The 19,409-nt window shown below is 71.9% G+C and carries 10 protein-coding genes and 2 pseudogenes; 4 read left to right on the top strand and 8 right to left on the bottom strand.

Annotation, left to right across the window (positions count from 1 at the left end):
• Positions 1–167: 167 nt before the first annotated feature.
• The 4 genes and pseudogenes from ACGFZA_RS01675 to ACGFZA_RS01660 form a co-directional block, all read right to left on the bottom strand.
• A complete protein-coding gene (locus tag ACGFZA_RS01675) occupies positions 168–1,850 on the bottom strand; it encodes a serine/threonine-protein kinase (protein WP_393676430.1) in 1,683 nt (560 codons plus the stop codon).
• A 146-nt stretch (positions 1,851–1,996) separates the two neighbouring features.
• Positions 1,997–4,831, bottom strand: a complete 2,835-nt coding sequence (locus ACGFZA_RS01670; RefSeq protein ID WP_393676428.1) for a protein kinase — start codon at positions 4,829–4,831, stop codon at positions 1,997–1,999.
• 180 nt (positions 4,832–5,011) lie between these two features.
• Positions 5,012–6,958: a serine/threonine-protein kinase gene (locus tag ACGFZA_RS01665; protein ID WP_385284260.1), complete on the bottom strand. Its 1,947-nt coding sequence runs from the start codon at positions 6,956–6,958 to the stop codon at positions 5,012–5,014.
• Between the two features lie 462 nt (positions 6,959–7,420).
• Positions 7,421–8,319 (bottom strand): annotated as a pseudogene (locus ACGFZA_RS01660) (transposase); the annotation flags it as partial.
• A 348-nt stretch (positions 8,320–8,667) separates the two neighbouring features.
• Between ACGFZA_RS01660 and ACGFZA_RS01655 the strand changes: the two are divergent.
• Entirely contained in the window at positions 8,668–9,939 is a 1,272-nt protein-coding gene (locus ACGFZA_RS01655) for an acyltransferase family protein (RefSeq protein WP_393676426.1), read from the top strand.
• Between the two features lie 112 nt (positions 9,940–10,051).
• On the opposite strand, the gene ACGFZA_RS01650 is transcribed toward ACGFZA_RS01655, so the two are convergent.
• The gene (locus tag ACGFZA_RS01650; RefSeq protein ID WP_393676424.1) at positions 10,052–11,626 is read right to left on the bottom strand and encodes a serine hydrolase domain-containing protein; all 1,575 of its coding nucleotides are present in this window, start codon (positions 11,624–11,626) and stop codon (positions 10,052–10,054) included.
• Between the two features lie 527 nt (positions 11,627–12,153).
• Here ACGFZA_RS01650 and ACGFZA_RS01645 point away from each other — a divergent pair.
• Positions 12,154–12,420 (top strand): annotated as a pseudogene (locus ACGFZA_RS01645) (transposase); the annotation flags it as partial.
• Between the two features lie 26 nt (positions 12,421–12,446).
• Here the strand turns inward: ACGFZA_RS01645 and ACGFZA_RS01640 are convergent.
• Positions 12,447–14,153, bottom strand: coding sequence for a glycerol-3-phosphate dehydrogenase/oxidase (locus ACGFZA_RS01640; protein WP_385284251.1), 1,707 nt, complete (start codon positions 14,151–14,153; stop codon positions 12,447–12,449).
• A 411-nt stretch (positions 14,154–14,564) separates the two neighbouring features.
• On the opposite strand from ACGFZA_RS01640, the gene ACGFZA_RS01635 reads away from it, so the two are divergent.
• Together ACGFZA_RS01635 and ACGFZA_RS01630 are read left to right on the top strand one after the other, a co-directional pair.
• A complete protein-coding gene (locus ACGFZA_RS01635) occupies positions 14,565–15,827 on the top strand; it encodes a nucleotide sugar dehydrogenase (protein WP_393676422.1) in 1,263 nt (420 codons plus the stop codon).
• 116 nt (positions 15,828–15,943) lie between these two features.
• Complete coding sequence (locus ACGFZA_RS01630; RefSeq protein ID WP_393676420.1) at positions 15,944–16,516, top strand: hypothetical protein; 573 nt, start codon at positions 15,944–15,946, stop codon at positions 16,514–16,516.
• Between the two features lie 71 nt (positions 16,517–16,587).
• Here the strand turns inward: ACGFZA_RS01630 and ACGFZA_RS01625 are convergent, their stop codons facing one another.
• Positions 16,588–17,712 carry a GuaB3 family IMP dehydrogenase-related protein gene (locus ACGFZA_RS01625; RefSeq protein WP_007453079.1) on the bottom strand — a complete coding sequence of 375 codons (1,125 nt, stop codon included), beginning with the start codon at positions 17,710–17,712 and terminating at the stop codon, positions 16,588–16,590.
• Between the two features lie 105 nt (positions 17,713–17,817).
• Positions 17,818–19,320: an IMP dehydrogenase gene (guaB, locus tag ACGFZA_RS01620; RefSeq protein WP_385284241.1), complete on the bottom strand. Its 1,503-nt coding sequence runs from the start codon at positions 19,318–19,320 to the stop codon at positions 17,818–17,820.
• Between the last annotated feature and the right edge of the window lie 89 nt (positions 19,321–19,409).

Here is a 19,409-nt window from a genome sequence, read left to right as displayed (position 1 = left end):
CACACTCCCCACAACAGCCCCGTGCAGCCACCCGTCAACCGAGCCAGTGATCACTGGCTGAATAACCGCTGATCAGCGCGTATCTCCCGCCGATTCTCCCCCTGACCACCCGGCCCGTGGAGCGTGGGCGCGCCTGTGGCAGTCCGCCGGATCAGTCGGCCGGCCGGTCAGCTGACGTCGGCCGGCGGGCGCCAGCTGCGCAGCATCGTGTTGAACTGGTCCCGGGTGACGTCCCAGTCGTCGGCCGGCCCCGTCATGTACAGCGCGTACTCCGGACCGCCCTCCTGCGCGTAGTACATCTGGTCGATGGCGTGCCGCGGTCCGGCGCCGTCCTTCTCGGTCCAGGTGAACTCCCAGATGGATCCCGGGCAGTCGCGGTAGACGTTGCTGTTCATCTCCAGGCTGCGGTAGTCCGGCAGCCGCTCGCGCAGGGTCGTCTCCAGGTTCTGCATGTGCGTGTACGGGTGCTCGAAGTCGGGCGCCGGGTCGACGCTGACGCGGAGGTAGTGCACACCGTCGTCCGGGGTGTAGTCGATGTTGGTGCCCTCCACCCGGCGCTCCCAGCCGATCGGCATGAGGATGCTGAACCCGGAGGGGTCCTCCACCCGCCGCCAGCCGTCCGGCACGCCCTCCTTCGCCGCATCCGGCGAAGGAGTCGGGGTGGGCGTGGGAGTGGGCGTGGGCGTGGTGGTGTCCCGCCCCGGCGACCGGGTGCCGTGGGATGCCGCGCCGCCGCTGCCGGTGCTCGCGTCCGTGCGGTGCGCGTACAGCATCGCGGCGATGCCCGCTCCGCCGCCCACCAGGGCCGCCAGCGCGATGACCACGACCGTCGTACGCCACCGGCCGCGCCGGGTCGCCGGCGCGGAGCCGGGGGGCGGGACGGGACCGGGGTAGGGCAGTTGGGCCGTACCGCCGTTCACCACCCCGCCGCCGGAGGTGCCGTCGGCGCCCATGGAGCGCAGCACCTCCTCGGGGACGCGCTGGGTGGGGACGTAGGCCTGGGCCGACCGGGGCTCGCGCCCCTCCATGGCCTCCAGCAGCATCCGTTCCGCCTGCTCGGCCGAGGGCCGGTCCTCGGGTTCCTTGCGGAGCAGCGCCGTGATGACGGGCGCGAGCGCCCCGGCCCGGGCGGGCGTCGGCGGGTCCTCGGTGACGACGGCCTGCATCGTGGATATCGGGGAGGTGCGGCGGAACGGCGAGCGCCCCTCGACCGCGGTGTACAGCGTGGCGCCCAGCGACCACAGATCGGATGCGGGGCCCGGGTCGCCGCCGCGGACCCGCTCGGGTGCCAGGTAGTCGATGGAGCCGACCAGTTCACCGGTCCTGGTGATGGTCGAGTCGCCCTCTATCGCCGCGATCCCGAAGTCGGTCAGCAGCACCCGGCCGTCCCGCGCGAGCAGGACGTTGCCCGGCTTCACATCGCGGTGCAGCACCCCGGCACCGTGTGCGGCGCGCAGGGCGCCCAGCACATGGAGCCCGATCCGGGCGGCCTCGCGCGGATCGATCTCGCCGGACTCCTTGGCCTGGTCGGCGAGTGACGGTCCGTCGACGTACTGCATGACGATCCACGGCCGGTTGTCGTACTCGATCACGTCATGGACGGTGACCACGCCGGGATGGGTGATGCGGGCGGCGGCGCGGGCCTCCTTCTGGGTGCGCGCGTGCAGCACGACCCGGTCCGCCTCCGCGACGTACAGCCCGGCGGTCAGCTCCTTGACGGCGACGGTGCGGTGCAGCACCTCGTCGTGGGCGCGCCAGACCTTGCCCATGCCGCCGCGTCCCAGGACCTCGCCGAGCCGGTACCTCCCGGCCAGCACCAGTCCCGCTGCCGTGTTCTGCGATCGATCCACGTGTCCCCGCCCCGTTCCTTCGGATGCCAGGTTACGGAGGGGAGGTACGACCACGGAACCTCGCACCGCTCACGAGATCGCACTGTGATGCTTGTCGCTCTGCCGGAGCGTGCCCGGCCCGGGTGCTGTCGGACCGTCCGGATTCGCTACGTCACCCGGTAGGAGAGGCTGGCCTGTTGGTAGATCTCGGTCACCTTGTCGCGCTGGTCCTCCGGGCCGATGACCTGGAGAACGTGGTAACGGCCCTCGACGACCATCACGAGGTTGCGGACGTAGACCTCGCGCCCACCGGCCTCCTGCCAGGTGAACTGCCCCTCCGCCATGGCCTGCCGGCCCACGTCGATCCGGCGCAGCCCGCTCGCCGAGGCCCAGCTGGAGTCGCGGAACTGCTTCAACTCCGGCTCCTTGTCCCGCTGGTAGTCGAGCGGGTCGGCGCCGTTGGCCTTCACGGTGTCGCGGCCGGGGACGATGAGGAGGCTGAACCCGTCGCTTCCGTACCGGATCCGGCGGTCCGCGCCGGCGGGGCTGCGCTGCCAGCCCTTGGGCACCCCGACCGCGAAGCCCTCGGCGTCCTTGCGCAGGGTGTAGCCGGGTGCGAGTGCGACGGCGGAGCGGCTGGTCTGCGGCTGCTGCGCCCCGGCCGAGCTCGACGGAGCCGGTTCGCCGGAGTCCGGCGAACCGGGCTCGGGCGCTCCGGAGTCGGTACGGGAAGGGCTGGCGCCGGCCCCGGAATCCGTACCGGACTTGGGCATGAACATCACGGCGTACGCGACCGCCGCGGCCAGGACCAGCAGGATCAGGACGAGCAGCAGCCGGCCGAGCCGTCGCGGTGCGCGCCCCTCCTGCTGCGGGCGGGGCGGGGTGCGCAGCGCCTTCGGCCCCTTGGGCTCGCGCGGCGGCCTGGGGCTCCTGGGCTCGTGCTGCTGGAGCGCGGTCCGCTCCGCGGGTTCCAGCCGTTCCTTGGTGTGCCGGTGCCGGCCGTGTGCCGCCCCGCCCCGGCGGCCGCGGCGCTTGCGGACGAGTTCGCCGCGGCGGCGCACGACGGGCAGCCGGGTGGCGTCGGCGGAGGGCAGCGTCACGACGTCGACACCGGCCTCCGGCTCGGGCGCCGACCGCACGAGGGAGCGCAGCCAGCCGCGCAGTTCCTCGAAGTCCGGGCGCTCGGTGGGGTCCTGCCGCAGCAGCGACTCGACGACGGGCCGCAGCGGCCCGCACTCCTCGGCGAAGGCGGGCGGTTCGCCGCAGACCATCTGGACGAGCTCGGCGGCGTTCTCCTCCGGATACGGGGCGTGGCCCTGCACGGCGCGGTAGAGCAGGGCACCCAGCGCCCAGAGGTCGGTGGAGGGCCCGATGGGCGGTGCCAGCTGCCAGTTCTCGTGGACCGGCCCGGCCTGCTCGGGCGCCCAGCGCTCGGTGACCGCGCCGACGACGGCGATCCGGGCCTGCCGGGCCCGCTCGGCGGCGAGGGTGGTGGCGGGGCCGCGGTAGGCGGACGGGTCGCGGCTTCCGGCGACGATCTCGTCCCAGCGGCCCGGGGACGTCTCGTGGGTGTCCCCGGTGGTCCCACGGACGGGGGCGGGCAGCTGCGGCCGCACGGCCGGGGTGGTGCTCCGGCGCCGGGAGTCGGCGCGCAGGGCGTCCTCGCTGGAGCCCCCGGCGGGCACCGGGCGCCCATGGCCGGGGCCGTCGTCCCAGGAACCGGTCAGATGCAGCCGCCGGGGCGGCGCCTGGCCGCCGTCGTCGCCGAGGTCACCGCCGTGGAAGCCGCCGCTCGCGTCGTCGCCCTCGTCGTCGTACGGATCCTCGTCGTCGTCCAGGTCGTAGGCGTCGTACGCGGCCGGGGTGCCGGGCGGTGCGAGGGGCGGCCGCGGCTGGGCGGGCCGGGGGACGGGGAGCGTGCCGGTGTCCTGCGCCCCGTCCGTACCGGCCCGGCGCTCCTCCTCGCTGAGCCGGGCGGCGGCGCGGGCGCCCGCACGGTACGCGGCGATGGCCCCTGCCCGCGCGGCGCGCGTCTGAGCGCTGCCGGCCTCGGAGGCGGGGACGGGCACGGTGGCGGGCGGCGGCCGGCGCACGGCCTCCAGCTCGCCGGCTCCGTAGGGCTGCACCGGGGCGCCCCCGGGCCCCGACTCTATGGCCGCGGGCCCCCGCGAACCGGGCACCTCGGGCGGGCCGTACGGACCGGCGCCCTCGGGTCCGGCCGCGGGCAGGGCCGCGGGCGGGCCGTACGGGTCGCCGCCCGGCTCCGGCTCCGGCTCCGGCTCCGGCTCCGAGGGGCCGTACGAGCCGTACGGGTCGTCGTTGCCCGGTTCGACCGCGGGCGGGGTGTACGGGCCGGTGGGCCCCGTCTCGACGGCGGGGCCGCCGTAGCCGTCCTCGGCGTCGTCGTCGGTGCGCGGCACCGGGACGTACCCGCAGAGCGCCTCCTCCGCCGCCCCGGCCGCCAGGCCGGTCAGCACGACGCGCCCGTCGTCGCAGATGAGCACCGTGCGCACGGTGATGTTGCGGTGGGTCCAGCCATGGGCGTGCAGGACGCGCAGCGCGGTCAGGACGTCGGAGCCGATCTCGGCGGCCCGGTACGGATTGAGCGGGTGCTCCGCGAGCAGGGCCGCCAGCGGCCGGGCCGCGACCAGTTCGCTCACGATCCAGAGCGAGCCGGCCTCGGCGAACACGTCGAAGACCTGGTCCAGGCGCGGGTGGTCGGGCACCTGGGCCGCCGCCTGGGCGGCCTCGATGGCGCGCCGGACCGCCGGGTCGGTGGAACGCCGCACCGTGCGCCCGCTCGTCCGCCGCGCCGCCGTCGGCAGCCCGTCCGCGTCGAGCACCTCGGCGTCCACGACCTCCGGCAGGGGCACCTGACGGACCAGTACCTCCTGGCCGCTGTAGGTGTCGAACGCCCGGGTCTCGACCAGTTCGTACTCGTCGGACGGAGGCAGCGGAAGGCGGTAGCGGTCGGCAAGTACCCGACCCGCATAGTCGTCCACGACGCCTCCCCAGAGCGCGCTGTCCCCCGGTCACGTAGACCGCACGAATCCGTCAATTGCAGTCACTTACTGCGCAATTGACTTGTGGTTTCGGCTGCGTACGGTCTTCGAGCTCTCACAATACGTGGCAGGAGGCGGCCGCGCGGCAGGGTCGGCGCAACCCGGCCGCGCGGGCTTCCCTCAGTCGACCGGCTTGAACGTGTCGAACGCCGTCTTGCGCAGCGTGCGGCACTCCTTGTCGTCCCACGCGTCGGCCTTGCAACTGATCATGATCGCGTACCCGTGACCGCTGTCGACCTTGAAGCCCCGGTTGATCACCCGGACCCGCTGGCCCTGCTGCGTACGCTCGAACTGCCAGTCGGCGACGGTCGGGTAACCCTTGTACTGGACCTCGTTTATGCCGAGGTGGTGGTAGCCGTTACTGGTGGCCGCGACACCGGCCCTCGCGACCTTCCACGCTCCGGCGGCGTCGCCGCCGGGCGAGTCGGTGAAGTCGACCTGGATGCGGGGAAAGCCGCCGCTGACGTTGTAGATGGCGCCGGAGTTGGCACCCGCCGTCTTGTCGAAACGGAAGTTCTCGGGCATCGCCATGGAGAAGTGGAACTGCTTGTTCTCCACCGTCCGGAATCCGGCGGGCACGGCGTCGTCCGGCTTCTCCTCCGTCGCGTCGTCCGACCCCTTGTCCGCGTCGTCGTCCGCGCCCTGGCCGCCGCCGCTCTTCGCGTCCTCGCCCTGGCTCTGCTCCTTGCCGCTGCCCTGCTCCGTGTCGGCGGAACCACCGGAACCGCCGGAACCGCTGCCCGCGGAGGATCCGGCCGGGGCGGACGCGCCGCCCTTGGTCCTGCCCGCGTCGTCGGAGCCCTTGTCGTCCCCGCCGAGCGTGAGCGCGAGGACCGTGCCGAGCACGGCGAGCACGATGACGGCCGCGATGATCGCCAGCGTGCGGCGCGGCACCACGTCCGTGAGGGACGCGCGGGGCGGCGTGACCGGGGACGTGGCCGGACGCGGCGGCGGTACGGCCCCCGAGGGGGAGGCCGTGGCCGTGACGGGCGCCTTGGCCGGCCGGGCCGGGGCGGAGGCCGCCGCGGCCGGACCCGCGCCCGCCGCCTTCGCGTTGCGCGCCGAGCGCAGCGCCCCGCGCAGCCGGTCCCGGGCGCCTTCGCCCGTCTCACCGGACTTCTGCGCCGCCTTGGGCGGGGCATCGGCCACGTTCTTGGGGAGAGCCATCACCTGGGTGGCGTCCGCCGGCGGCGGCACCACAAGCTCCGGCTTCTCCGGGGCGTTGATGACGTCGTTGAGCAGGGCGCGCGCACCCGCGTCGTCGAGCCGCTGCTCGGGGTCCCGGGCGAGCAGCCCGTAGATGACCTCTTCCAGCGGGCCCGCGTTCTTCGGCGGGTCGAGCGGCTCGGTCATCACGGCGGTCAGGGTCGCGATCGCGGACCCCTTGTCGTACGGCGGGCAGCCCTCCACGCTCGCGTACAGCAGTCCGCCGAGCGACCACAGGTCGGCCGGCGGTCCCGGCTTGTGCCCGCGGGCCCGCTCCGGCGAGATGTACGAGGGGGCGCCGACGAGCATGCCGGTGGAGGTGACCGACGGGTCGCCCTCGACCTGGGCGATCCCGAAGTCGGTCAGCACGACCCGGCCGTCCTCGGAGATCAGCACGTTGGACGGCTTCACGTCGCGGTGCAGGATGCCCTCGCGGTGCGCCGAGCGCAGCACGTCGAGAATGGCGAGGCCGACCTCGGCCGCCCGCTGCGGCGTCAGGACGCCGTCCTCGCGCACCGCCTCGGCCAGCGACTTGCCCTCGATGAGTTCCATGACGATCCACGGGCGGTCGTCCTCGTCGACCACGTCGTAGACGGTGACCGCGCCGTTGTTGCGGATCCGGGCGATCGCCTTGGCCTCGCGCAGTGTGCGCGTGATGAGCCGGCGCTTCTCGTCGTCGTCGATCGCCGACGGGAACCGCAGTTCCTTGACCGCGACCGTGCGGCCCAGCGTCTCGTCGACCGCACGGTGGACCGTGCCCATTCCGCCCCGGCCGAGCACCTCTCCGAGCCGGTACCGCCCCGCGAGAAGACGTCCGTCCTTGTCCCGTTGGGGCCCCCGCGCCTGCTCCGCCTCCGACATGCGTCCCCTCTGCGATCAACCCGCCCTGGCAGAGCGTTCATTGTCCCTCACCCCGGGACCGGTCCTGGTGCCGGGTCCGGGGACCTTCATCACGTGGCCGGCGAAAGGGATTTCCTGCCGGGCCCGTACGCGCGGCGCCGCCGCGCCATGGCCGCGCCCCCACCGTTCCCTGCCCAGGGAACCACATCTCACCCGGGCACCCTCCTGCCTACCACGGCCCGTCGTCCGGAGCGACGTTCCGAACCGTCGCATTCCGCGCCCGCCGGGACGTACCGCCCGGGACGCCATCGCCTCCCTCCGCCTCGATCTTTCGTGACGGTCCGTCGGTTTCTTCGGCTGGCCGTTTCGGTTGTCGGGGCTGGTGGGCAGGCTGATGGCCCGGCTGTCGCGTCGGGTGGGCGCCGGGTTCCACGGCTCGGGTCGGGGGGTGCTGCTCGCAGGGGCGGGAACGTGCTGGTCAGCCGGGTTCGGGAGAGCTTCGAGCCAGATGATGGCCTCGGTGATCACGTCGGCCCAGGGCCAGTGGCGGGCGCATATCAGGTACGGCGGCGGGCAGTGGTGACGAGCTGGGCGGCGGCGGAGAAGGGCCGGATTCTCAGGCGGCGGGGCTCCCACCTGCGGGTTTCGCCCGTCAGAGCGAGCATGGGCATCCATGCGAGCAGATCGAGGGCGATCTGGACGATCTCCAGCCGTTTCCGGTTCTGCGCGGTGTCGCGCAGGGGCAGGTTGCGCAGGCCGGTGGCCCGCACTGCCCGTATGCGGTCCTCGGCCCGGGCCCGCCGGCGGTGTCGCAGCTCCAGGGCTGCGATCGGCATGTCGGCGGTGTTGGCGAAGCAGGTCAGCCGCAGGCCGTCGGCGTCCGTGATCCGCAACTGGACTCCTGGGCGGGACCGTTCCTTGCGGACGATCAGCCGCATTCCCTTCGGCCAGCCCTTGAGACAGTCGCCGGCGATCTCGGCGACCCGGGCTCCGCCCCGGATCTCGCCGCCCGGCTCGATCGCCGCCGTCCACGCGATGGCCTGGACCTTGAGGACGGCCTGGTGGACGGCATCGGTGATGGTCATGCCGACCGAGTACGACAGCCACCTTCCGCACTGGGCGAGCCGGGCGACGAACTCGTGGGTGCCCCCTCCGGAGTCGGCGCGGATCAGTGTCCGGCGTCCTCGCCGGTGCTTCTGAATCCGCGTTCGCCTCGAAGCCGCAGCCGGCTGCGGCCCGGTGGTGCCGAGGGGAGATGCCCGGCACCACCGGGCCGGCGGCGCACCGCGTCCCGCCTCCGCCGGGCCGTCCCGACCCGTCACGCCACCTCGTCCACTGGTGCGCGGCGGGTTCGGGGCGCGCGCCGAGTGCGCCGGAACGAGAGGCGCCCGGGCCCGAGACGGGCGGTTCCGGGCCGGGCCCGGGGAGACGGGCGTGGATCATGAGCTGTACACGGAGACCCTTTGAGAACGCGCCAGCACAACGAAACCGTTCCGATTGTTTTGTTTGCGGAGGGTGGCTGGCAAGTGTGCGCGGCGGACACTTGAACGCCGCGGTGACGTGCGGAATTGAGATCTTTCGCGATCGCACCAGGTCAGGCTGCGCGGAGGGACGGTCGACGGAAGCGGAGGCAAAGTGGTCGCTTTCCGTCAATCTAGAAACCGCCGAGGCGGTTTGTTACCTTCCCGGAACGTGACGCCACCCCTCCGACGAACGAGAGGCCCATCGCCATGACCACATTCCTGGGCAGACCCTCGCCGGCGCCGCCGGCCCACGCCGTGATCGGCACCGAGAAGCCCCTCGTGCAGTCCGAGCGGGCCTTCGAGCCGGCCGTGGACGGACTGCGTGCGATCGCAACGCTGATGGTGCTCCTCGTGCACCTCGCCCAGTGGACCGGCTCGCTCATTGACGAGACCGGCAAGGCGGGGCCCTTCGCCCCGGTGATGACGGGCTTCCTGGCGGCGATCCCGATCTTCCTGATCATCAGCGGCTACCTGCTCTACCGGCCCTGGGCCGACGCCGCGATCGATGGACGCAAGCAGCCCAACGCCCTGCACTACTACTGGCACCGCGTCCTGCGGGTGTTCCCCGCGTACTGGCTTCTCATGGTCACCGCGCTGGTGGTCTTCAACCGGGAGCAGCTGGGCGACTTCTGGCGCACCGTGCGGCTGCTGACCGCCCAGCACGTGCAGAACTGGGCAGATCTGCGCACCGATCCGAGCCCGACCAACTGGGCGCAGACCTGGAGCCTCGCCACCGAGGTGCACTTCTACCTCGCACTGCCGGTGGTGGCGGTCGTGCTGCACAAGGCGGTGCGCTCGGCGAAGAGCGCGAGGCTCGCCGGGGCCCTGCTCGGCGCCGTGATCGTCGCCGACTTCACCTGGCTCGTCGCCACCAGCCCGTCGAGCCCGCTGGGGCCGCCGTCCCTGTGGTGGCTGCGCGGCTACCTCGGGTTCCTGGCGGCGGGGATGCTGCTCGCGCTGGCGGCCGCGAAGGCCCGGAGCGGGCCGCCGACGGCGTTCGTCGGGTTCGTACGCAGATACCCGTGGGCCTTCTGGGGTGCTGCGTTCGCGGCGTTCGCGCTGTCCAACACGGACTGGGCGGGCAGCATCGACTCGGCAGTGCTCATGAAGGAGGAGGCCGCGTTCAAATACGTCTGCCACATGGCGGTCGCCGTAGGGCTCGCTGCGCCGGTGGTGCTGGCGCGGGGCAACGGGCCGGAGCGGTTGCTGTCCCGGCGGAGGATGGTGTGGCTCGGACGGAACTCCTGCGGGACGTTCCTGTGGCACCTGATCGTCATGCAGGTAACCGTCTGGTACCTGATGGACAGCGAGTTCGCCCAACTCGGGACGGGGGCGTACTTCGCTCTGCTGCCGTTCGTGGTGGGGCTGTCGGTACTGGCCGGGTGGCTGTCGTACACGTTCGTCGAGCGGCCGGTGCTCCGGCGGTTCCGGATCCGTCCGGCCGCGGAGCCGGAGAGGCGCGTGACGGCGGGCGAGTGACGCACGGCTGACCGTCGGCGGGCCGGGAAGGACGAGCGCATCTTCCTCCCCGGTCCGCCGCGGCGTTGCGGGGCGTGTGCGGGCACGGCTGCCGCGCGTTCCCCCGGCCGTCCTACGCGGTCTTCGGTGCCGCCCGCATCCCGATGTACGCGCACTTCGTGCCGTCGCGGAGGGTGGAGAAGACGACCGGCATCCAGTCCTCGGCGAAGGACGCGCCGCCGCCCGAGCCCGCGAACACCGTGTCGGACAGCGGGACCAGCTCCATCTCGAGGTCAGGGGAGTAGCCGACCATCCCGTCGACGAAGGCATAGACCAGGTGAGGCCTGCCGTCCCTCTCGGAGACGGTGATGAGGACGCCCTCGCGCTTGTACGTGCCGGCCCACGGGGTGATGTCGACGGCCGGCGGGTGCTCCGGGGGGGCGAAGGGGGCCGGCATGCGCACACCCGCGTGATCGGCGAGGACCTCGCGCAGCAGGTCGGCGTAGAGGAGGCGGGAGCCGCCCCCGTTGGTCAGGAGGGCGACGGCGACACCCGCGCCGGGCACCACGCGCAGGTAGGAGTACTGGCCGATGGAGGCGCCGTCGTGGCCGAAGCCCGGCACGCCGTCCCAGTCGTACAGGGTCCAGCCCAGGCCCCAGCCGTCAGCACTCACCGTCCACTTGTCGGGCACGTCCGTCTCGCGCCGCTGCATCGCCTCCACCGAGCCGGAGCCGAGGACCCGGGTGCCGTCCGCCGCCCTGCCGCCGTCCAGGTGCAGCCGGGCGAAGCGGGCGAGGTCACCGGCGGTGGCGCAGACACGGGCGGCGGGACCGACGGCGCGCGGCATCAGATCCCAGGCCGGAGCGAGGCCCTGCGTACCGTCCGGGCCGGCGAGGTGACCCATGGCCGCGCGGAACGGCAGGACTTCCTCGGGAAGCGTCATGGTGTGGGTGAGGCCGAGCGGGACGAGCAGCCGGTCCTTGAGCGCCTGGTCCCAGGTCGTGCCCGTCAGCACCTCGACGATCCGGCCGAGCACCACGTAGCCGATGCCGCTGTACGACACGGCCGTGCCCGGCGGGCAGTCCATCGCCACACCCCGGGCGGCCTCCACGTACTTGGCCAGACTGTCGTCGCCGCGCCCGGTGTCGATGTGGAAGTCGCACGTCAGCCCACTCGTGTGGGAGAGGAGCATCCGAGTGGTGATGACCTCGGTGGCCGCGGGATCGACGGTGGCGAACTCCGGCAGGACGCTGACCACGGGGACGTCGAGGTCCAGATCACCGGACTCCGCCAGTTGCATGACCAGGACGGCCGTGTACACCTTGGCGATCGAGCCCAGTTGGAACACGGAGTCGGTGGTGGTTTCCACCTCCGTCTGCAGGTTCAGTAATCCGCTGGCCAGCTCGTGCACCTCTCCGCCGACCGCGACGGCGAGACCCGCGCCCGGCACGTCGTACTTCTCGCGCAGTTCGTCCAGCCGGCGCTGCCACCGGTCGAGGTCGAACGGGCGGCCGCCGGCCGGTACGGACGCCTCCTCACCGGCGCCGGCAGCGGATCGAGCCGGGGGCCGCTGAACCGCAGCAGTCGCTTCCGCGCCTCGCTCCCCGGGCATGTACCGCGCCACGTCCCAGGAGCCCTCCGCACCCTCCATCCGCCAGGTCCCGGTCAGCCCCCAGCCGTCGCTCGTCTCCCAGCTGCCATTCGCCATCCATGTGCGGAGGTCCCCCCACCTCGAACTCCGCTGCTGCTGAGCCTTCTTCGACATCACCTGTCCTGCCTTTCACCGATAGCCGCTCTGGGCTCCGGTCGTCCCGGAAGGCCCGGAGCCCGCGGCTCCGGGCGCCCCCGACACGGGGCACCCCTCCGTCGCCGCGAGTCCCGCACGCGAGGGATCGAGGCATGCCGCGGTCCGGGCACCGGACGAAGCCCCGCACCCCGCCCACCCGTACGGCAGCAGACTTTGCCATGTGAAGTGACACCATGTCAGGACGACGATCATCGTCTACCCCTGAGGGCGGAGGGCACACACTTGAGCTGAATTCCCTGCCTTACCTGGATTGGCACGATGCGCTGCGATGGACTTACTGATCGTTTCAGAATGAGTTGAACCGCGGGTCCTACGTCTAGCGATCTTGGTGGGCAGGGGTGTCCGGGTGCGTGCTGGTCTTGTTCCGGACGACCTGTGGGAGCGTGTGGCTCCGCTCCTGCCACCCGCTCCTGAGCGGCGGCGCCGCCACCCCGGGCGATTGCGCCCGTTCCGGCTCCAAGCACCACCTGATAGTCGACCGGCGCGGAATCCCGCTCGCTGTCACGCTCACCGATGGCAACCGTCACGACGTCACCCCGCTGCTGCCGCTGCTTGACGCGGTCCCGCCGATCCGGGGGCTGCGAGGACGACCGCGCCGCAAGCCGCGATACCTGTATGCCAACCGGGGCTACGACTTCGACAAGTACCGGCGCCTGCAGTGGAAGCGCGGCATCAAGCCGTTGATCGCCCGGCAGACCCGGCACGATCCGAACAACAGGCCCTAAATGGGCACGATGTCCGGCGCGCCCAGCCGTGCCGCGTCCGCCGTCAGGTCGTCGGGCTGGCGCTGCGACTCCCGTTCCGCCTCCACCCGCTTCTCGTAGTGCGCGACCTCGCGGTCGATCCGGCCCTTGTCCCAGCCGAGCACCCGCGCCATCAGCTCCGCGCACAGCCGGGCGGAGCGCGTGCCCCGGTCGAAGGTCTCGATGGAGATCCGGGTGCGCCGGGTCAGTACGTCGTCGAGGTGACGGGCCCCCTCGTGCGAGGCCGCGTACACGATCTCGGCCTTCAGGTAGTCGTCGGCGGACGGCAGCGGCTCGCCCATCACCGGATCGGCGACGATCAGTTCCAGGATCTCCTCGGTCATGGAGCCGTACCGGTTCAGCAGGTGCTCCACCCGGGCGACGTGGAGGCCGGTCCGGGCGGCGATCCTGGCCCGCGCGTTCCACAGGGCGCGGTAGCCCTCGGCGCCCAGCAGCGGAATGTCCTCCGTGACGCACTCGGCCACCCGCTGGTCGAGGCCGTGCACGGCCTCGTCGACGGCGTCCTTGGCCATCACCCGGTACGTCGTGTACTTCCCGCCCGCGACGACGACCAGGCCCGGCAGCGGATGCGCCACCGTGTGCTCGCGCGACAGCTTGCTGGTCGCGTCCGACTCACCGGCCAGCAGCGGCCGCAGACCCGCATAGACGCCCTCGACGTCATCCCTGGTCAGCGGGGTGGACAGCACCGAGTTGACGTGTTCGAGGAGGTAGTCGATGTCCGCGCTCGACGCCGCCGGATGCGCCTTGTCCAGGTCCCAGTCGGTGTCCGTCGTCCCGACGATCCAGTGCCGCCCCCAGGGGATGACGAAGAGCACGGACTTCTCGGTCCGCAGGATCAGGCCCGTGGAGGAGTGGATGCGGTCCTTCGGGACGACCAGGTGGATGCCCTTGGACGCCCGGACGTGGAACTGTCCGCGCTCGCCGATCAGCGCCTGGGTGTCATCCGTCCAGACGCCGGTGGCGTTGACCACCTGTTTGGCCCTGACCTCGTACGTGTCACCCGCCTCGACGTCCTCCACCCGGGCGCCGACGACGCGCTCGCCCTCCCGGAGGAAGCCGATCACGCGCGCCCGGTTCGCCACCTGCGCCCCGTACCCGGCGGCGGTGCGCACCAGCGTCGCCACATAGCGGGCGTCGTCCATCTGGGCGTCGTAGTACTGCAGGGCCCCCACCAGGGCGTCGCGCTTGAGCGCGGGCGCGACCCGCAGGGCCTGGCGGCGGGAGAGGTGCCGGTGCACGGGCAGTCCGCGGCCGTGCCCGGACGATACCGACATCGCGTCGTACAGCGCGACGCCCGAACCGGCGTACAGCCGCTCCCAGCCCTTGTGCTGCAACGGATAGAGGAACGGCACCGGCTTCACCAGGTGCGGCGCCAGCCGCTCCAGCAGCAGTCCGCGCTCCTTCAGCGCCTCGCGGACGAGCGCGAAGTCGAGCATCTCCAGATAGCGCAGCCCGCCGTGGATCAGCTTGCTCGACCTGCTCGACGTGCCGGACGCCCAGTCGCGCGCCTCGACCAGTCCGGTCGAGAGCCCTCTCGTCACCGCGTCGAGCGCCGTCCCGGCGCCGACCACGCCCGCCCCCACGACCAGCACGTCCAGTTCGCGCTCGGCCATCGCGGCGAGCGCCTCGGCACGCTGCGCAGGTCCCAGTGTCGCTGTCCTCACTGCTGCCTCCCGGTAGATCGGGGTGGTCAGGCACGGGGGATGCGGTCCGACCGCGGGGTCGGATGCCCGTGCCCACGTCTCGATTCTGTCCGCGCTCCGCGACTTCAGCCACCGCCTGTGGACAACACCCGGACGACGAGGGCCACACAATGCGACATATAGGTCATATTTACGCCTAGTCTGACATTGCGCTGTCCCCAGCAGTTGCGCTTTCTCTCCTCATGGTCCGAGACCGACCGGCACATGAGGGGTGGAAGAAGGAGCGGGCCCGCGTGTGAGCAGCCGCAAGGCGGAGGATCGAGACCTGGCAGGAGCCATGGTGATCGCCGACGACGCCGCGGATGCGCGCACCCGGCCCCGCGACGCCACCCCTCATGTGCCGGTCGGACTCAGGGAAGGACGGCCACCCACGTGCCTGCAGACCTCGCCGTCATCGGACTCGGTCACCTCGGCCTGCCCCTCGCCCAAGCCGCCGTCGCCGCCGGTATCCAGACCATCGGCTACGACACGGACCCGCGGGCCTTCGCGGAGCTCACCGCGGGCCGCACCCCCGTCGAGGGATCGCTCACCGCGTCCGACATCCGCCGCATGCTCTCCGGGGGCTTCCGCCCCACCACCAACCAGGCCGAGCTGGGCCGCGTCCGTACCGCCGTGATCTGCGCGCCCACCCCCCTGGGCCCCGACCGCGTCCTCGACCTCACCGCCGTGGGCGACGCGGCCCGCGCGCTGGCCGCACGGCTGCGCCCGCACACCACCGTGCTGCTGGAGTCGTCCGTCCCCCCCGGCACCACCGAGAACTTCCTGCTCCCCCTCCTCGAACAGGGCTCGGGGCTGCGCGGCGGACGCGACTTCCACCTCGCCTACTCCCCCACCCGGCTCGACCCGGGCAACCGCACCCACGTCTACGCCAACACCCCCAAGGTCATCGGCGGCCTCACCCCCGCCTGCACCGAGTCGGCCGCCGCCTTCTACGGCCGGCTCACCGACAAGGTCGTCCGCGCCCGCGGCCCGCGCGAGGCCGAGATGACGAAGGTCCTGGAGACCAACTTCCGGCACGTCAACATCGCCCTGGTCAACGAGATGGCCGTGCTCTGCCACGACCTCGGCGTCGACCTCTGGGACGTCATCCGGTGCGCCGAGACCAAGCCCTTCGGCTTCCAGCCGTTCCGCCCCGGCCCCGGCGTCGGCGGCCACGGTGTCCCGGTCGACCCGGGCTACCTCCCGTACAACAGCCGCACCCCCGGGCACCCGCTGCGGATGGTCTCGCTCGCGCAGGAGATCAACGACCGGATGCCGCAGTACGTGATCCAGCGCTGCGCCACCCTCCTCAACGAGCACGGCAAGTCCGTCCGCGGTGCCCGGGTCCTCCTCCTCGGCGTCACCTACAAACCGGACCTCGCCGACCAGGAGGCCTCTCCCGCCCGCGAGATCGCCGGCCGACTGATGGACATGGGGGCCCAGATCGGCTACCACGATCCGCACGTCCTGGACTGGCGCGTACGCGAACTCCCGGTCCCCCGTGCCGATTCGCTGTACGAGGCGGCCTCCAGCGCCGATCTGACGGTGCTGCTCCAGCACCACCGCACCTACGACCTCCAGGGCCTCGCCGTGAAGGCGCAGCTCCTCCTGGACACCCGCGGCGCCACCCCGGCGGGGGCCGCGCACCGGCTCTGAACCCGCTCTCCGCTCAGTCCCCCCAAGGATTCCAGTGGGTCAATGTCGGAACCGACTGCTAGCCTGCGGCGTCACTCATCGCACATCCGTGCGCCACATCCCAGGGGGAACCCACCATGAGCACGCCCGTACCACCGCCGAACCAGCCGTACGACGCCCAGCCCCAGCCCGGCAACCCGTACGCCGCGCAGCCCGGCCAGCCCCAGCCCGGCGCCCCGTTCCCGGGCCAGCAGCCCGTCGGCGCCCCCTTCGGCGGCGGCGCACCGTTCGCTCCGGTGGCACCGGCGCGCAACAACGTGGGCCTCGGCATACTCGTCGCGTTCGTCGCAGCCCTCGTCGCGGCCGGTATCTACGGTGCGATCATCGGCGCCACGAAGCACGAGATCGGCTACGCGGCCGTGGGCGTCGGCGCCATCGTCGGCTTCGCCGCCGGCAAGCTCGGCGGCCGCAACCCCGCCCTGCCGGTCATCAGCGGTGTCTTCGCGCTGATCGGCGTGTACTTCGGCCAGCTGCTCGGTGAAGCGATCATCATCAGCAAGCAGCTCCCGCTCTCGGTCACCGAGATCTTCTTCGACCACTTCAGCGACCTGAACACGGTGTGGAAGGAAGACTCCGACTTCGTCAGCGTCATCTTCTTCCTGGTCGCCGCCGCGGTCGCGTTCTCCACGGCCAAGAAGACGTCCGACTAGTAGCGGACCGCACACACCGGAGGGCCCGGACCGCGATCGCGGTCCGGGCCCTCCGGTCATGCTCCGTGCACTCAGCGCCGGTGCTGCGAGTCCGCCACCGTGACCTCGACGCGCTGGAACTCCTTGAGGTCGCTGTACCCCGTCGTCGCCATCGCCCGGCGCAGCGCGCCGAAGATGTTCATCGAGCCGTCGGGGGTGTGCGAAGGACCGGTGAGGACCTCCTCCGTCGTGCCGACGGAGCCCAGGTCGACCAGCTTGCCGCGCGGCACGTCCTCGTGGACGGCCTCCATGCCCCAGTGGCGGCCGCGGCCCGGCGCGTCCGTCGCGCGGGCGAGCGGGGAGCCCATCATCACGGCGTCCGCACCGCAGGCGATGGCCTTCGGCAGGTCGCCGGACCAGCCGACGCCGCCGTCCGCGATCACGTGCACGTACCGGCCGCCGGACTCGTCCATGTAGTCGCGGCGGGCACCGGCCACATCGGCGACCGCGGTCGCCATCGGGACCTGGATGCCGAAGACGTTGCGCGTGGTGTGCGCGGCGCCGCCGCCGAAGCCGACGAGGACACCGGCCGCGCCCGTACGCATCAGGTGGAGGGCCGCGGTGTACGTGGCGCAGCCGCCGACGATGACCGGGACGTCCAGCTCGTAGATGAACTGCTTCAGGTTCAGCGGCTCGGCCGCGCCCGAGACGTGCTCGGCGGAGACCGTCGTACCGCGGATGACGAAGATGTCCACGCCCGCGTCGACGACGGCCTTGGAGAACTGGGCGGTGCGCTGCGGGGAGAGCGCGGCGGCGGTGACGACACCGGAGTCGCGCACCTCCTTGATGCGCTGCCCGATCAGCTCCTCCTGGATGGGGGCGGAGTAGATCTCCTGGAGCCGGCGGGTCGCGGACTCGACCGGCATCTCGGCGATCTCGTCGAGGAGCGGCTGCGGGTCGGCGTGCCGGGTCCACAGGCCTTCCAGGTTGAGCACGCCAAGGCCGCCGAGCTCGCCGATGCGGATGGCGTGCTGCGGGGAGACGACGGAGTCCATGGGAGCGGCCAGGAACGGCAGCTCGAAGCGGTAGGCATCGATCTGCCAGGCGATCGAGACCTCCTTCGGGTCGCGGGTCCGGCGGCTCGGGACGACGGCGATGTCGTCGAATGCGTATGCCCGGCGGCCGCGCTTGCCGCGCCCGATCTCGATCTCAGTCACGATGGTGTGGCCTTTCCCTCTACGTCTGCGCTGTCCAGTATCCCCGACACATGGGGGAGGGGCGGTTCCGGGAACCCCGGACCGCCCCTCACCTGCGCTGTCGCGTTACTTCCTGCTGTAGTTCGGTGCTTCGACCGTCATCTGGATGTCGTGCGGGTGGCTCTCCTTGAGACCCGCCGAGGTGATCCGTACGAAACGGCCCTTGCTCTCCATCTCGTCGACGGAGGCCGCGCCCACGTAGCCCATCGTCTGGCGGAGACCGCCGACGAGCTGGTGCAGCACGTTGGCCAGCGGGCCGCGGTAGGGCACCTGGCCCTCGATGCCCTCGGGGACGAGCTTGTCGTCGGAGGACACCTCGGCCTGGAAGTAGCGGTCCTTCGAGTACGAGCGGCCCTGTCCGCGGGACTGCATCGCGCCGAGCGAACCCATGCCGCGGTACGACTTGAACTGCTTGCCGTTGATGAAGAGGAGCTCGCCGGGCGACTCCTCGCAGCCGGCCAGCAGGGAGCCCAGCATCACGCTGTCGGCACCGGCGGCGAGCGCCTTGCCGATGTCGCCGGAGTACTGGAGGCCGCCGTCGCCGATGACCGGGACGCCCGCCGCACGGGCCGCGAGGGCGGCCTCGTAGATCGCGGTGACCTGCGGGACGCCGATGCCGGCGACCACGCGGGTGGTACAGATCGAACCGGGTCCGACCCCGACCTTGACGCCGTCCACGCCGGCGTCGACCAGGGCCTGGGCGCCGTCGCGGGTCGCGACGTTGCCGCCGATGACGTCCACGTTCACGGCCGACTTGATCTTCGCCATCCAGTTGAGGGCGTTGCTGTTGTGGCCGTGCGAGGTGTCGACGATCAGGAAGTCCACCCCGGCCCCGGCCAGCGCCTGGGCGCGGTCCAGCGCCTCCGGGCTGGCGCCGACGGCCGCGCCGACGAGCAGGCGGCCCTCGGCGTCCTTGGCCGCGTTCGGGTACTGCTCGGCCTTCTTGAAGTCCTTGACCGTGATGAGGCCCTTGAGGATGCCCGCCTCGTCGACCAGCGGAAGCTTCTCGATCTTGTGGCGGCGCAGCAGCTCCATGGCGTCCACGCCGGAGATGCCGACCCGGCCGGTGACCAGCGGCATCGGCGTCATGACCTCGCGCACCTGGCGCGAGCGGTCCGACTCGAAGGCCATGTCGCGGTTGGTGACGATGCCGAGCAGCTTGCCCGCCGGGTCGGTGACCGGGACGCCGCTGATGCGGAACTTGGCACAGAGCGCGTCGGCCTCGCCGAGCGTGGCGTCCGGGCTGACCGTGATCGGGTCGCTGACCATGCCGGACTCGGACCGCTTCACCAGGTCGACCTGGTTGACCTGGTCCTCGACCGAGAGATTGCGGTGCAGTACGCCGACGCCGCCCTGACGGGCCATGGCGATGGCCATACGCGCCTCGGTCACCTTGTCCATGGCGGCGGACAGCAGCGGGATGTTCACCCGTACGTTCCGCGAGATGAGCGTCGAGGTGTCGACCGCGTTGGGCAGCACTTCAGATGCGCCCGGCAGCAGCAGCACGTCGTCGTATGTCAGCCCGAGCGTCGCGAATTTCTCGGGCACTCCGTCGACGTTTGCAGTCATGACACCTTCCCCAAATGGCCTTGATCGGTGCGGATGTCCATGCTAACGGCCTCCGGGGGTGTCTCATTCCATGAACAAGATCACCGGGA

It is taken from the genome of Streptomyces sp. NPDC048211, assembly GCF_043202315.1.
Classification (GTDB): Bacteria; Actinomycetota; Actinomycetes; order Streptomycetales; family Streptomycetaceae; genus Streptomyces.
The sequence above is the reverse complement of the archived record's forward strand: the minus strand, read 5'-3'. Positions and strand labels throughout refer to the sequence as shown.

Coding starts and splice junctions, on each gene's coding strand:
- ACGFZA_RS01665 (WP_385284260.1), bottom strand. CDS start 6,958: ATGTCGGAGGCGGAGCAGGCGCGGGGGCCCCAACGGGACAAGGACGGA.
- ACGFZA_RS01655 (WP_393676426.1), top strand. CDS start 8,668: ATGACCACATTCCTGGGCAGACCCTCGCCGGCGCCGCCGGCCCACGCC.
- ACGFZA_RS01650 (WP_393676424.1), bottom strand. CDS start 11,626: ATGGCGAATGGCAGCTGGGAGACGAGCGACGGCTGGGGGCTGACCGGG.
- ACGFZA_RS01630 (WP_393676420.1), top strand. CDS start 15,944: ATGAGCACGCCCGTACCACCGCCGAACCAGCCGTACGACGCCCAGCCC.
- guaB (WP_385284241.1), bottom strand. CDS start 19,320: ATGACTGCAAACGTCGACGGAGTGCCCGAGAAATTCGCGACGCTCGGG.